Source organism: Burkholderia sp. Bp8984, from assembly GCF_003853755.1.
Taxonomy (GTDB): Bacteria; Pseudomonadota; Gammaproteobacteria; order Burkholderiales; family Burkholderiaceae; genus Burkholderia.
Map to the genome: position 1 here is coordinate 1 of NZ_QTQN01000055.1, position 13,722 is coordinate 13,722.

Here is a 13,722-nt window from a genome sequence, read left to right on the forward strand (position 1 = left end):
CCGGCGGCTTGTAAGCGATGCAATCGACCTCGACCTTGCAATCGATGACCATGCTCGACTGCACGCACGCGCGTGCCGGCGGATGCTCGCCGAAGTACGACACGAACACCTTGTTGAACGACGCGAAATCGCGTGCGTCGTCGAGCCACACGCCGCAGCGCACGACGTGCTCGAGGCCGTAGCCGGCTTCCTTCAGGATCGCGATCACGTTCTCGATCGTCTGCTTCGACTGCGTGACGATCCCGCCTTCGACGACCTCGCCGTTCACCATCGGCGTCTGGCCCGACACGTACAGCCAGCCGTCGGCCTCGACCGCGCGTGCAAACGGCATCACCTGCCCGCCGGTACCCTTCGCTTCGCCTACGCCATATCGCTTCATCGTTTCACTCCTGGTTGGTCGACCGGCCTCGGCGCGCAGGCGCCGGCGCCGGTCCCATGCAACACACGGTTGCGGATGCGCGCGCCGGCATGGCGCACGCGGCAAATCGGATCAGAACCGCGTTCAGAACGCGGCGTCGGCACTCGCCGCCACGCGCTCGCCGCGCGCGACGAAACCGCCGGCGCGCTCGCCGGTCGGCTGGCCGTTCTCGTAGGTCAGCACGCCGTTCACCCACACCGCGTCGATCCCGTGCGCGGGCTGTTGCGGCTTCTCGAACGTCGCGGCGTCGATCACGCGCGCCGGATCGAACAGCACGAGATCCGCGTGGTAGCCGACGTGCACTTCGCCGCGCCGCGCGATCCCGTAGCGGCGCGCGGACAGCGACGTCATCTTGCGGATCGCCTCCTCGAGCGGCAGCAGGTTCGTGTCGCGCACGTAATGGCCGAGCACGCGCGGGAACGCGCCCCACAGCCGCGGATGCGGCAGCGGATCGTTCGGCAGGCCATCCGAGCCGACCATCGTCGCCGGATGCGACAGGATGCGGCGCACGTCGTCCTCGGACATGTTGTGGTACACGGCGCCGGCCGGGCGGATCCGCTGCGCGGCCTCCTGCTCGGTCACGCCCCAGTCGGCCGCGATCGCCTTCAGCAGCTTGCCGGCGACTTCCGGATGCGGCTCCGACCACGTGATCGTGATGTCGATGTCGCCCGTCACCTGCTTCAGGTCGAGCGTCGACGAACTGCGGCTGTACGGATAGCAGTCGCAGCCGACCGGCTGGTAGCGGCGCGCGCCTTCGAGCGACGCGAGCACCTCGGTGCTGCGCCCCCAGTTCGACGGGCCTGCGCACTTCAGGTGCGAGATCACGACCGGCACCTGCGCGTGACGGCCGACGCGGTACGCCTCGTCCATCGCGTCGAGGATCGCGTCGAATTCGGTGCGCATGTGCGTCGTGTAGAGCGCGCCCGCGTTCGCGAGCGGCTCGGCGAGCGCCATCACTTCCTCGGCCGGCGCCGCGAACGCGGAGCCGTACGCAAGGCCCGACGACAGCCCGAGCGCGCCGTTCGCGAGCGCTTCCTCGAGTTGCGTGCGCATCCCGGCGATCTCGCCGTCGGTCGCCGCGCGGTCGAGGCGGTCCATCTGGTTGTTGCGCAGCGCGGTGTGCCCGACGAGCGCCGCGACGTTCACGGCCGGACGCGCGTCGTTGACGGCCGCGACATAGGCAGCGAAGGTCGGATAGCGGAACGCGTCACGATCGCCGAGCAGGTTCATCGGGTCGGGCGGATCGCCCGCGAGCGTCACCGGCGACGCGCTGATCCCGCAGTTGCCGACGATCACGGTCGTCACGCCTTGCGAGACCTTCGGCAGCATCTGCGGCGCGCGGATCACGTGCGTGTCGTCGTGCGTGTGCACGTCGACGAAGCCCGGCGCGAGCGCGCGGCCGTTCGCATCGACGACGGTCTCGGCGAGCCAGTTCGACAGGTTGCCGATCGCCGCGATCACGCCGTTGCGGATCGCGACGTCGCGCGTGACGGGCGGTGCGCCCGTGCCGTCGTACAGCTGCGCGCCGACGATCAGCGTATCGGCGGCTTCGGGATGCGAATGCATGGTCAGTCTCCTACCGGTTGACGGTCTCCGCCGCCGCGGTGCGCATCGAGCGCATGCTTGATGCGGCGCAGCGATTCTCGGCCCGCATCGCCGAGCCGCAGCGCGACTCCGGTGACGAGCACGTCGATCGCCATCATCATCGCGTAGCGCGATGTCGATGGCTTGTAGATGAAATCGGTTTCGAACGCGACGACCGGGATCAGGTGGTCGGCGAGCTTCGCGAGCGGCGAAGCCGGCGCGGTGATCGCGATCAGCTTCGCGCCGTAGCGCTTCGCGAGGCGGCAGCTCTCGAGCAGCTCGGGCACGCGCCCGCTCACCGACAGCGCGACGACCACGGTGTCGCGCGACAGCGTCGCCGACACCATCCGCTGCAGCAGGCTGTCCTGGTAGCTCGCGACCGGCCGGCCGAAGCGCACGAGCCGGAAGCGCAGTTCGTCGGCGAGCGCGGTCGAGCCGCCGCCCTGCCCGTACACGTAGACCATCTTCGCGCCGGCGAGGAGATCGGCCGCGGCATCGAACGACGTGTTGCGCAGCAGCTGGTGGTTGTGCGCGAGCGCGACGCGGATCTCGTCGTAGACGACCGATGCCGGGCTCGCGTCCGCTTCCGCAGGCTCGCCGGACGGCACGAGAAAGCGCTGGCCGACCGCCGCCGCCTGCGCGACGAGCACCTTCAGTTCGCGCACGTCGCGGCAGCCGACGGCCTTCGCGAACCGCGTGACCGTCGCGACGCTGACTTCCGCGTCGCGCGCGAGCGCGCCGATGCTCGCATGCGCGGCGCGCGCGAGATCGGCGAGGATGAAGGCCGCGACCTTGCGTTCGGCCTCGCGCAACTCGGGCGCGCATTCGGCGATCCGCGCGACGATGTCGAGGACCGGCTGGGCAACCGGTTGCTCGGCGGTGAACGGAACGGACGGAGTGGCGGACGAATTCATCTGCGGAAAAGGGTGCGGCGCTTTATGTTACTAAATAACATCACCGCGCCGATGCTACTTTCTGTACCATCTGCATGTCAACTTCAGTGCAATGCATAGTGATGATGGAGCGGGATGACATGAAAGTTACAAACTATCAGGAACCGACAATCAATCCGTTGGGCAAGGGCCTCGGCAACCTGCCGAGCGCGAGCGTGCCGCTCGACGACGCAGGCCGCCTCGAGTGGAACCTGCTCGCGGAAGACGTCAGCCTGCCGGCAGCGGTGCTGTATGAGGATCGCATCGAACACAATCTGAACTGGATGCAGGCGTTCGTCCAGCAGTACGGCGCGCAGTTCGCGCCGCACGGCAAGACGACGATGGCGCCGCAACTGTTTCGCCGCCAGCTCGCCGCCGGCGCGTGGGGCATCACGCTCGCGACCGCGCACCAGACGCAGGCCGCGTATCACGGCGGCGTGCGCCGCGTGCTGCTCGCGAACCAGCTGGTCGGCCGCCAGAACATGACGATCATCGCGGGGCTGCTGTCCGATCCCGACTTCGAGTTCTTCTGCCTCGTCGATTCGGCCGACAGCGTCGACCAGCTCGGCCGCTTCTTCGGCGAAGCGAAGAAAACGCTGAACGTGCTGATCGAACTCGGCGTGCCGGGCGGCCGCGCGGGCGTGCGCGACGCCGCGCAGCGCACCGCCGTGCTCGACGCGATCGCGCGCTATCCGGACACGCTGAAGCTGGCCGGCATCGAACTCTACGAAGGCGTGCTGAAGGAGGAAGGCGAGATCCGCGCGTTCCTGCAGGACGCGGTCGCGTTCACGCGCGAGCTGGCCGAAGCCGGCCGCTTCGCGCGCACGCCGGCGATCCTGTCGGGTGCCGGCTCGGCATGGTACGACGTGGTCGCGGAGGAATTCGCGAAGGCGTCCGATGATGGTTTCGCGGAAGTCGTGCTGCGTCCGGGCTGCTACCTGACGCACGACGTCGGCATCTACAAGAAGGCGCAGACCGACGTGTTCGCGCGCAACCCGATCGCCCGCAGGATGGGCGAAGGGCTGCTGCCGGCGCTGCAGCTGTGGGCGTACGTGCAATCGGTGCCGGAAGCCGACCGCGCGATCATCGCGCTCGGCAAGCGCGACGCGGCGTTCGACGCGGGCCTGCCCGAGCCGGCGCGCCACTTCCGCCCCGGTCGCGACAGCGCGCCGCGCGACGTCGCCGCGAGCGAAGGCTGGGCCGTCACCGGGATGATGGACCAGCACGCGTACCTGCAGATCCCGCCGGGCGCGGACGTGAAGGTCGGCGACATGGTCGCGTTCGATATCTCGCATCCGTGCCTGACGTTCGACAAGTGGCGCCAGCTGCTCGTGCTCGATCCGCAGTTCCGCGTGACGGAAGTCGTCGAAACCTTCTTCTGACGCCTGGCGCGCCATCGCGCCGCCTCGCCGCCCCACCGCAGCGCGGGGCGGCCGTCACGCGCGCTTCAATCTGCCGGAGTACACTGCGCTTTCGTCCTCGGGGCTGCTTCGGCGCCGCAGCGCATGCCTGCCGCGCCCGGCGCGAACGGCCCCTCAACGCTGTTCAATGGAGAAAGCCATGGCCGCGAAGAAGATCCTGTTCCTGACCGGTGATTTCGCCGAAGACTACGAAACGATGGTGCCGTTCCAGGCGCTGCAGGCCGTCGGCCATCACGTCGATGCAGTCTGCCCGGGCAAGCGCGCGGGCGACAAGGTCAAGACCGCGATCCACGATTTCGAGGGCGACCAGACCTACACCGAGAAGCCCGGCCACAACTTCACGCTGAACGCGACGTTCGACGACGTCGATGCGGCGGGCTACGACGCGCTCGCGATCGCGGGCGGCCGCGCGCCGGAATACCTGCGTCTCGATGCGAAGGTGATCGCGCTGGTGCGCGCGTTCGCCGAAGCCGGCAAGCCGATCGCCGCGATCTGCCATGCGGCGCAGCTGCTCGCGGCCGCCGACGTGATCCGCGGCAAGCGCATCTCGGCCTACCCGGCCTGCGCGCCCGAAGTGAAGCTCGCGGGCGGCGAGTATGCGGACATCCCGGTCGACGCGGCCGTGACCGACGCGCCGTTCGTCACCGCGCCCGCGTGGCCCGCGCATCCGGCCTGGCTCGCGCAGTTCCTCGCGCTGCTCGGCACGCGCATCGAGCTGTGAACGAGGTGGAATGAATTGAAGTGAAACGCCGGCCGGCGGCGGGTTCGCGCAGCCCGCATGCCGTGCCGATCAAGACCGGCCGACGGGGCGCATCCCGTCGCGCCGCTTCCGCACCGCCCTTCAGTGCGATGCCGGCGTCGAGCCGACATCCGCAATCCGCGACTCCAGCATCGCCAGCGCGCCCGACAAGGCGGTCAGCACGTCGTCCGGCAGTTGCGCCATCGTCTGGTCGAGGAACGCCTTGCGGCGCGGCAGGCACGCGTCGAACGCGGCGCGGCCCTCGGCGGTCAGCGTGACGTTGGTCACGCGGTTGTCGCGCGCATCGGACGCGCGCTCGATCCAGCCGAGCGCGTCGAGCGACTTCAACTGGCGCGTGAGCGCGCCCGGATCGATGCGCAGCACCTCGACGAGCTTCTTCTGCGACGAATGCCCGTCCATCGTGTGCAGCGCGACCATGATGCGCCAGCGCGGCATCGGCTGCCCGACGTGCGTTTCGAACGCGGTCATGAACGCGCGATACGTGCGTCCGAATTGCTGCAAGATCGCGACGCGGTCCTGTTCTTCCATGCGCTGATGCCTACTCGTTCAATCGGTGAATCGTTCAATCGGCCGCGACATGCGGCTCGATCTTGTGCCGCAGCGCGATCGGCGGCACGCGGCGGGACTGCCACACCGACACCACGGCGACGACGGCCGCCATCGCGACACCCAGGTGAATCGCGCCGACCAGCGATTCGCGGGCCGTTTCCAGCAGCAGCGCGCCATTATGCCCGGCGCGGGTCAGCTCCGCGACCAGACCGCCTTGCGCGGCGCGGTCGATCAGGATCTGCGGATCGGCGAGCTGCGCGTGCCACTGCAGCGCGTGCTCGCCCGACAGCGCATCGCGCACGCCGCTCGAATACATCTGGTTGACCAGCGTGCCCGTGAGCGCGGTGCCGATCATCCCGCCGACCATGCGCAGCGATTGCAGCAGCGCGGTCGCGATGCCGAGGTGCTCGCGGCCGGCCGTCTGCTGCGCGAACACGGTGAGGTTCGGCAGCACGAAGCCGAGGCCGATACCGCCCGCGACCATCAGCGCCATCAGCATCCAGGTCGGCGTCGTGTGCGTCGACACGACGATGCCGGCGCATGCGATCGCGAACAGCACGAAACCGACATGCAGCATCGCGTTCGGATTGCGGATGCGCGTGACGACGCGGCCGTTCATGATGCTGCCGATCGTGATGAACACGACGAGCGGCGTGATCACGAGCCCCGCCGCCTTCGGCGACATCCCGAAGCCGCCCTGGAACAGCAGCGGCGCGTAGAACAAGAGCGAGAACATCGAGAAGCCGGCCAGGATCGCGAGCACGAACAGCGCCGACAGCGCGCGGTTGCCGAACATGTCGAACGGCAGAATCGGCTGCGCGCAGCGCTTTTCCCAATGCCACAAGCCGATGCCGGCGCCGACCGCGACGACCAGCAGCAGCGAGGCCCAGCTCATCACGCCGTACTTCGGCAGCCATTCGACGAACAGCTGCAGCGCACCGAGCGAGACCGCGATCAGCAGCGCGCCGGGCCAGTCGAGCCGCATCTTGCGGTCGTGCTCGACGTGCCGCAGGTGCGGCAGGTAGCGCCACACGAAGAACAGCGACAGCAGGCCGACCGGCAGGTTGACGTAGAACACCGAGCGCCAGCCGAACGACTGGGTCAGGATCCCGCCGAGCGACGGTCCGACCGCGTTCGCGATGCCGAACGCGGAGCTCATCAGCACCTGCCAGCGCAACCGCACGACGGAATCGGGGAACAAATCGGGAATGCACGCGAACGCGGTACCGACCAGCATCCCGCCGCCGATCCCCTGCAGGCCGCGGGCGAGCACCAGGAACAACATGTCGTTGGCCATCCCGCACAGCACCGACGCGCCGGTGAACACGACGATCGACGCGATCACGAACCACTTGCGGCCGTAGTAGTCGCCGAGGCGGCCGAAGATCGGCACGGTGATCACGGAACTGAGCAGGTACGAGGTCGCGACCCACGCGTACAGGTCGAAACCCCTCAACTCGGCGACGATGGTCGGCAACGCGGTGCCGACGACCGTCTGGTCGAGCGCGACGAGCATGGTGACGAACGAGATGCCGATCATCGCCAGCAGCGATTCGCGGAACGGCAGGACTTGCCCGCTCGAATGGTGGGCGGCAGTATGGACAGCCATTTTTTGTTGATGCAACTTTTGACGAGTCAAACAATCTCAAAATTCTAGCACGGCGGAGTAATCTAGGCCGGCGAAGGTGCGGGGCCCGTTCCCCACCGCCAAGGAGAAAGATGGAACCGATTTCGATCACGCCTGCCGCGACGCTGTCGCCGGAAGACCAGGATACGTTGCGACGCGCGAAACAGGTGCTGGAAAGCCCGTCGCTGACGATGAAGCTGACCGGCGTGCTGGGCGCGCCGGTCGAGAAGATGATCGCGCGGCTGCCGGACTTCGCGACCGGCAAGATCAACGACGCGACGCAGCTTGCGCTGCGCAAGTGCCTGAACATCGCGCTGCGCACGCTCGGCAAGCCGCAGACGCCCGATGCCGAGCCGGACAAGCCGAGCAACCTGCTGCACAAGCTCGCGGTCGCGACGACCGGCGCGGCGGGCGGCGCGTTCGGCTTCCTCGCGCTGCCGGTCGAGCTGCCGGTCACGACCACGCTGATCTTCCGCTCGGTATGCGACATCGCGCGCAGCGAGGGCGAGGACCTGGGCTCGGTGGACACGCAGCTGCAGTGCCTGGCCGTGCTCGGCATGGGCGGCAACCCGGACAAGCGGGAAGAGGACGCCGATCTCGGCTATTTCGTGCTGCGCGGCGCGCTCGCGCAGGCGATTTCGAAGGCGTCGTCGGACATCACGACGAAAGGGATCGCCGCGCACAGCTCGGCGGCGGTATTCAAGCTCGTGCAGACGGTGGCATCACGCTTCTCGGTGCAGGTCACCGAGCAGATGGCCGCGAAGTCGATCCCGGCGATCGGCGCGGTGCTCGGCGCGACCGTCAACACGCTGTTCATCGACCACTTCCAGCAGATGGCGCACGGCCACTTCACCGTGCGCCGGCTCGAGCGCAAGTACGGCTCGGTGGCGGTACAGGCCGCGTATCAGGCGATCGACGGCTCGCCCGCGCGCTGAACCGCCCGCTCGACCGCGACGCGGCGCAGGAATGCGGCCGCCCGGTCGAGCGCGGCGCGCGACTCCGGCACCATCGGCGTGTACAGCTGCCACACGTGCGGCATGTCGGGCCACACCTCGATCTCCACCGGCACGCCGGCCGCTTTCGCGCTGTCGGCGACGCGGCGCGCGTCGTCGAGCAGCACCTCGGTGCTGCCGGCCTGGATGAAGAGCGGCGGCAGCCCGGTGAAGTCCGCATAGAGCGGCGACGCGTACGGATGCGTCGCCGATGCGTCGCCCAGATACAGCTGCGCCGCCTTCGGCAGCGCCGCGGCCGCGAACATCGGGTCGAGGCCGTCGTTGCTGCGCATCGTCGCGCCGGTGCCGGCCAGGTCGGTCCAGGGCGAGAACAGGATCGCGCCGGCCGGCAACGGTTCGCCGCGATCGCGCAGCGCGACGAGCGTCGCGAGCGCGAGGCCGCCGCCCGCGGAATCGCCGCCGAACACGATCGACTCGGGCGGCGTGCCGAGCGCGAGCAATTGCCGGTACGCGGCCAGCGCGTCGTCGAGCGCGGCCGGGAAGCGGTTCTCGGGGGCGAGCCGGTAATCGAGCGAGAACGAGCGCACGCCCGCGCGCTTGGTGAGGCCGAACACGAGCGGCCGATGGGTTTTCGTCGAACAGAAGTAGTAGCCGCCGCCGTGGAAGTACAGCAGCGTGCGGCCGGGCCCGCGCGCGCCGACCGCATCGGTGCGTTCGAGCCATTCGCCGCGCAGCGGCGCGTCGCCGGGACGGTAGCATTCGCGCAGGCGGTAGCCCGACGGCGCGCGACGCGGCACGACCATTCTCAGGTCGGTGAAGCGCCGCGCGCGGGCGGGATCGAGCACCGGGCGCGTGGTCTCGGGACGAAACTGCCGGCGCAGCAGCCAGCACGCGAACTTGCTTTGCCAACTCATCGAACCTACTCCGTCATCGCAGTGTCACGATGGTACGTGCGATCGTTGCCGCGCCGCTCGACGGGAGCCTCTACATCAAACGCCAGCCTCGGTTTGCCGGCCTAGGTTCGCCGGCCTCAGTTCGCCGGCATCACCTGGCCGCGGATCTCGCCGGCCGGATGCTCCTTCGTGTGCACGTTGAAGTACCACTTGCCGCTCATCAGGTCGGTCACCTGCGCGTCGGTGAGCGCCTTCGATCCCTTGATCGGGCTCGCGAGCTCGTCCTTCGGGATCGGCACCTGCACGCCGGCGTTCTGGCCGACCGGCGCGGGCCCGTGGAAGTGCGCGGCGGTCGCCGGCCCCGTGAGGTGTTCGTAAGTCACCGTCCACTGCAGCAGGTGGCTGGCCGTGTCGTAGGTCGCATCGACGGCGCCGGCGCCCTTGGTCGCGGTGGGCGGCACTTCGCTCGACGGCTGCAGGTTGGCGGACAGGCGCACCGTTTCGGCAGCGGCGCTGCCGGCGGCCAGCACGCCCGCGAGCAACGCCACCTGGAGCAAACGCAGCTTCGGCATGAATTCTCCTTGTACGACGTGGTACGCCACCCGGCCGGGGGACGCTCCATGATGGTAGTCGATCGCCGCCGATCCGGCAGCCCGCGCGTCGCGCGCCAGCCTGACGGAACCTGGAAGAGACCTTTGCAGCACGCGCCCTGAATCTGCGCGCGGCCTTTCGCTACACTTCGTCTCACAGTTGCTTGTTTCCTTCGTCCGAAGGAGTCTGCGAGTATTCACGCGGCCATCCGGCCGCGTTTTTTTTTGCGCGTGCCGCACGGCATGCGGGCATCGTCCGGCACATTCCGCTGCGCTCACCATCAGGCCTCGCGAATCGATTTCGCCGCGGCGGTCTAGCCCGGCATCGCGCCGGCACCGCGCCTCACGCGCGATAGCCGGGATCGATGCGATCGACGATGCGCTGCAACGCGTCGAACGCGTCCTGCCCCGCACCGTGCTTCGGATCGAAATTCAGCGAATCGCGCACGCAGCCCTCCAGCACCGGCGGCGCGATCGGCAGTGCATCGCCGATCGCATGGGTCGCGACCTGCACCTCGCACGCGCGATTGAGCAGCCACATCAACGAGAAGGTCTGCGCGAGCGTCGCGCCGATCGTCACGGGCCCGTGGTTGCGCAGCAGCAGCACGGACCGCCCGCCGGCGCTCTCGACGATGCGCCGCCCTTCCTCGAGATGCACGGTGATGCCCTCGAAATCGTGATACGCGATCTTCCCGTACAGCTGCGCCGAATAGAAGTTCGAGAACGACAGCCCGTCGCGCGAGCAGCACACGGCCATCGTCGGCGTCGTATGCACGTGCATCACGCAGTGCGCGTCGGGCAGCGCCGCATGGATCGCGCTGTGGAAGGTGAAGCCGGCCGGATTGATCGGCCAGTCGGAATGGCCGATCACGTTGCCGTCGAGGTCGATCTTCACGAGGTTCGACGCGCACACCTCGCGGTAATGGAGCCCGAACGGATTGATCAGGAAATGACCGTCCTCGCCCGGCACGCGCAGCGAGATATGGTTGTAGATCAGCTCGGTCCAGCCGAGATGGTCGAAGATCCGGTAGGCGGCCGCGAGTTGCACGCGCGCCTGCCACTCGATTTCGGAAAAACGGGCGGGACGCGTGAACGGCTGGTTGGGTACACGTTGCATGGGGCACTCCGGTTGCGGGCTTGCGCGGCCGCGCGGGCGGCGCGCGTATCGTCCCTCGTCTCCTGGCGGCGCACGCGGCGTGCTTGGCGCACATGGCGCGTGCGGCGCGTCGTTCGGCACCGCTTCCGCCCGCATTGCGCGAGCTGTCCGGCGGCACCCTTCACGATACGCATATCGTTGCGCGCACAACCATATCACCTTTCCCCGCGCACCGGTATCGCGGGTTTGGCCCGAGCCGTTCCGGCCCTTACAACTGGTCGTCGACCGGCAGCAGCATGAAAAGGCCGGTCATCACGTTGCGCAGCAGCCCGGCATGCGGATCGACGTGATAGAGGGTCGACTGGCCGCCGTCGACGCCCGTCCATTCGAGTGCCGGCGGCCCGCCGTCCATTTGCTTCACGAGCGTGACGCGATAGCTTTCATCAGGCTGCGTCACCCGTGCGAAGATCTCCGCGGCCTGCTGCGCGAGCACCGGGCTGTGGATCACGAGCGCGAGCTCGGTGTTGAGGTGCGCCGAGCGCGGGTCGAGATTCAGCGAGCCGATCACCAGGATGTGCCGGTCGATCACGTACGCCTTCGCGTGCAGGCTCGCACGCGAGCGCGAGCCGAACAGCCGCGCGGACTGCTGGCCCGGCTGTGCCTTGAACTCGTACAGCTCGACGCCGCGCTCAAGCAACGGCACGCGGTACGGCGCGTAGCCGGCCTGCACCGCGACCGCGTCGGTCGCCGCGAGCGAATTCGTCACGATCGCGACGCGCACGCCGCGCCCGACCGTGTCGCCGAGGATCTTCACGCCGGCATCGTGCGGCACGAAGTACGGCGAAAACGCGAGGAATTCCTTCTGCGCGCCGCGCATCAGTTCGACGAGGCGCTGCATCGGCGGGCTCACGTATGCATCGGTCGGCTGCGCGACCTTGGTCGGCGCATCGACCTTGAATTCGGCCGGCGCCCACACGAGCGCGAGCTGGTCGCGCGCGATCTGCTGCGCGAGCGGTGTCGCGTTCAGCGGCTTCGCGTTGTACGGGTCGGCATTCTTGCGCCAGTGGTCGCGCAGCTCGTCGCGCATCGCGTCGAGATCCTTCGGAGCGAACGTCTGATGATTCAGCACGCGCAACGGATAGCTGCTCGCGCTCGCCCAGTAGCCGTCGAAGCTCTTCGAGACATCGTTCGTCACGGGGCCCGCGGCGAGCACGTCGAGATCGCGAAACTGCAACGTCGGGCTCGCACTGAAGTATTCGTCGCCGAGATTGCGGCCGCCGACGATCGCGAGCTGGTTGTCCGCGATCATCGCCTTGTTGTGCATCCGCCGCGTGAAGCTGTCGATCCGCGTGAAGTAGTTGGCCGTGCGCTCGACCATCCCGTATTGCGACGCGCCGAACGGATTGAACACGCGAATCTCGATGTTCGTGTGCGTGTTCAGCGCGGCCATGACGCGATCGATGTCGTGGAAGTTCAGGTCGTCGACCAGCATCCGCACGCGCACGCCGCGATCGGCCGCATACAGCGCCGCGCCCAGCAGCAGCTTGCCGGTCGTGTCCTCGGTCGCGATGTAGTACTGCATGTCGAGCGTCTTCGTCGCCGCGCGTGCGAGCGCGATGCGCATCTGCAGCGCGGTCGCGCCGTCGGGCAGCAGCCGGAAGCCCGACTGCCCCGGATGCGCGGCTTCCGGCGCGGCCAGCGCAGCGCGCAACGGCGTCGCGGTATCGGTCGGCAACGCGTGCGAGACGGGACGATCGAGCGTGGTGGCGGGCGGATGCGTCGCGCAGGCGGTGGCCAGCGACAGCAGCGCACACACGGCGAGCGCGCAGGCCGGGCGGCCGACGGCGCGCAACGACAATGCGGCCGGCGCGCACCGGATCAAGGACGTGAGCACGGAAACTCCCTCGACAGGCGGATCAACGGGTCCGCAATCGCCGCGGCGCGCGGCTGACGGGCGGGTTCAATCGATTCTAGGGGGCGCCCGATGAACCGGTCAATCGTGCGCCCGGCGCATGCGGCGCCGAGCCGCCACGCATGCCGCGCGCGGCCGCGGCCCTGAACCGCGGCCGGCGGGCGTCCTCGGATTCGACCGCCAGGCGGACCCGCCGCGCCCATGGTCCAACCAATCTCACGGCGCGTCGTCGCTTCGCTCGAAGTGACTGCGCACGTAGTCGATATGGGTCTGCATCGCCGTGCGCGCCTCCTCGGGCCGGTGCGCGCAGATCGCGTCGCAGACCACCCGGTGCTGCTGCAGCAGCAACTCCGATGCCTGCTCGTCGTGCGTGGTCATCCCCGCGACGTTGATCGAGATGTGCTCGCGCAGCATCCCGAGCACGCTCGTGTGCAGGTGCAGGAACATCGTGTTGTGCGACGCGAGCGCGATCGCCTCGTGCAGCTTCGCGTCGGCCGACGCCTCGAGGGCCGCGTCGTCGTTCGCGTGCGCGGTCTCGAGCTCGCGCAGCAGCGCGCGGATCCGGCGCCGGTCGTGCGCGTCGGCGCGCAGCGCGGCGAAATACGCGGTCGCGCCTTCGAGCACGCGGCGAAACTCGAGTATGTCGTCGCGCAGCGCCGGATGGTCGGCAACCAGTTGCCCCCACGGCGACGCGATGCCCGCGCGCAACTGGTCCGTCACGTAGACGCCCGCGCCGCGCCGGCTCTGCAGCAGCCCGCGCGCGACGAGCCGCTGGGTCGCCTCGCGCACCGTATTGCGCGCGACGCCGTACTGCTGCGCGAGCACGCGCTCGGCCGGCAGCCGCGCGCCGGCCGGCCACGTGCCGTCGAGCAGCGCCGTCTCGATCTTGCGCATCACCACTTCGGTCCGGCCCCGTGCCGTCATCGCCGCCATCGCCGTCTCCCCATCCGGAATACCCGTCACGCCGATTGGCCCAACCAATTTGAG

At 68.8% G+C, this 13,722-nt stretch carries 13 protein-coding genes; 3 read left to right on the forward strand and 10 right to left on the reverse strand.

Going from position 1 to position 13,722, the window contains the following annotated elements:
* The 3 genes from DID98_RS33535 to DID98_RS33545 all read right to left on the reverse strand — a co-directional run.
* Positions 1-379 (reverse strand): RidA family protein (locus DID98_RS33535; RefSeq protein WP_148093549.1); only part of this gene is annotated, 379 nt, incomplete at its 3' end.
* Between the two features lie 123 nt (positions 380-502).
* A complete protein-coding gene (locus tag DID98_RS33540; protein WP_124572095.1) occupies positions 503-1,984 on the reverse strand; it encodes an amidohydrolase family protein in 1,482 nt (493 codons plus the stop codon).
* Positions 1,985-1,986: 2 nt separating this feature from the next.
* Positions 1,987-2,916: a MurR/RpiR family transcriptional regulator gene (locus tag DID98_RS33545; protein ID WP_124521034.1), complete on the reverse strand. Its 930-nt coding sequence runs from the start codon at positions 2,914-2,916 to the stop codon at positions 1,987-1,989.
* A 119-nt stretch (positions 2,917-3,035) separates the two neighbouring features.
* On the opposite strand from DID98_RS33545, the gene DID98_RS33550 reads away from it, so the two are divergent.
* Together DID98_RS33550 and DID98_RS33555 are read left to right on the forward strand one after the other, a co-directional pair.
* On the forward strand, positions 3,036-4,316 hold the full coding sequence (locus DID98_RS33550; protein ID WP_124521032.1) for an amino acid deaminase: 1,281 nt from the start codon (positions 3,036-3,038) through the stop codon (positions 4,314-4,316).
* A 178-nt stretch (positions 4,317-4,494) separates the two neighbouring features.
* Positions 4,495-5,076: a DJ-1/PfpI family protein gene (locus DID98_RS33555; protein WP_044848600.1), complete on the forward strand. Its 582-nt coding sequence runs from the start codon at positions 4,495-4,497 to the stop codon at positions 5,074-5,076.
* A gap of 120 nt (positions 5,077-5,196) precedes the next feature.
* Here the strand turns inward: DID98_RS33555 and DID98_RS33560 are convergent, their stop codons facing one another.
* Together DID98_RS33560 and DID98_RS33565 are read right to left on the reverse strand one after the other, a co-directional pair.
* A complete protein-coding gene (locus DID98_RS33560) occupies positions 5,197-5,643 on the reverse strand; it encodes a MarR family winged helix-turn-helix transcriptional regulator (RefSeq protein ID WP_124521030.1) in 447 nt (148 codons plus the stop codon).
* 34 nt (positions 5,644-5,677) lie between these two features.
* Positions 5,678-7,273 carry an MDR family MFS transporter gene (locus DID98_RS33565; RefSeq protein WP_124521029.1) on the reverse strand — a complete coding sequence of 532 codons (1,596 nt, stop codon included), beginning with the start codon at positions 7,271-7,273 and terminating at the stop codon, positions 5,678-5,680.
* 110 nt (positions 7,274-7,383) lie between these two features.
* Between DID98_RS33565 and DID98_RS33570 the strand changes: the two genes are divergently transcribed.
* Complete coding sequence (locus DID98_RS33570) at positions 7,384-8,226, forward strand: EcsC family protein (RefSeq protein WP_124572096.1); 843 nt, start codon at positions 7,384-7,386, stop codon at positions 8,224-8,226.
* On the opposite strand, the gene DID98_RS33575 is transcribed toward DID98_RS33570, so the two are convergent.
* The 5 genes from DID98_RS33575 to DID98_RS33595 all read right to left on the reverse strand — a co-directional run bounded on the left by DID98_RS33575 (position 8,196) and on the right by DID98_RS33595 (position 13,668).
* Positions 8,196-9,158, reverse strand: a complete 963-nt coding sequence (locus DID98_RS33575) for an alpha/beta hydrolase (protein WP_124572097.1) — start codon at positions 9,156-9,158, stop codon at positions 8,196-8,198. The two genes, DID98_RS33570 and DID98_RS33575, sit on opposite strands and share 31 nt — an antisense overlap.
* A 116-nt stretch (positions 9,159-9,274) precedes the next feature.
* Entirely contained in the window at positions 9,275-9,709 is a 435-nt protein-coding gene (locus DID98_RS33580; protein ID WP_044848607.1) for a CHRD domain-containing protein, read from the reverse strand.
* Positions 9,710-10,070: 361 nt separating this feature from the next.
* Positions 10,071-10,844, reverse strand: a complete 774-nt coding sequence (locus DID98_RS33585) for a class II aldolase/adducin family protein (RefSeq protein ID WP_124572098.1) — start codon at positions 10,842-10,844, stop codon at positions 10,071-10,073.
* Between the two features lie 247 nt (positions 10,845-11,091).
* Entirely contained in the window at positions 11,092-12,717 is a 1,626-nt protein-coding gene (locus tag DID98_RS33590; RefSeq protein ID WP_124488591.1) for a phospholipase D family protein, read from the reverse strand.
* A gap of 234 nt (positions 12,718-12,951) precedes the next feature.
* The gene (locus tag DID98_RS33595) at positions 12,952-13,668 is read right to left on the reverse strand and encodes a FadR/GntR family transcriptional regulator (protein WP_124488590.1); all 717 of its coding nucleotides are present in this window, start codon (positions 13,666-13,668) and stop codon (positions 12,952-12,954) included.
* Positions 13,669-13,722: the final 54 nt, after the last annotated feature.

Excerpts from the sequence above, each read along its gene's own strand:
- DID98_RS33550 (WP_124521032.1), top strand. The coding sequence starts at position 3,036 with ATGAAAGTTACAAACTATCAGGAACCGACAATCAATCCGTTGGGCAAG.
- DID98_RS33570 (WP_124572096.1), top strand. The coding sequence starts at position 7,384 with ATGGAACCGATTTCGATCACGCCTGCCGCGACGCTGTCGCCGGAAGAC.
- DID98_RS33540 (WP_124572095.1), bottom strand. The coding sequence starts at position 1,984 with ATGCATTCGCATCCCGAAGCCGCCGATACGCTGATCGTCGGCGCGCAG.
- DID98_RS33580 (WP_044848607.1), bottom strand. The coding sequence starts at position 9,709 with ATGCCGAAGCTGCGTTTGCTCCAGGTGGCGTTGCTCGCGGGCGTGCTG.
- DID98_RS33565 (WP_124521029.1), bottom strand. The coding sequence starts at position 7,273 with ATGGCTGTCCATACTGCCGCCCACCATTCGAGCGGGCAAGTCCTGCCG.
- DID98_RS33560 (WP_124521030.1), bottom strand. The coding sequence starts at position 5,643 with ATGGAAGAACAGGACCGCGTCGCGATCTTGCAGCAATTCGGACGCACG.
- DID98_RS33555 (WP_044848600.1), top strand. The coding sequence starts at position 4,495 with ATGGCCGCGAAGAAGATCCTGTTCCTGACCGGTGATTTCGCCGAAGAC.
- DID98_RS33575 (WP_124572097.1), bottom strand. The coding sequence starts at position 9,158 with ATGAGTTGGCAAAGCAAGTTCGCGTGCTGGCTGCTGCGCCGGCAGTTT.
- DID98_RS33545 (WP_124521034.1), bottom strand. The coding sequence starts at position 2,916 with ATGAATTCGTCCGCCACTCCGTCCGTTCCGTTCACCGCCGAGCAACCG.
- DID98_RS33595 (WP_124488590.1), bottom strand. The coding sequence starts at position 13,668 with ATGGCGGCGATGACGGCACGGGGCCGGACCGAAGTGGTGATGCGCAAG.
- DID98_RS33585 (WP_124572098.1), bottom strand. The coding sequence starts at position 10,844 with ATGCAACGTGTACCCAACCAGCCGTTCACGCGTCCCGCCCGTTTTTCC.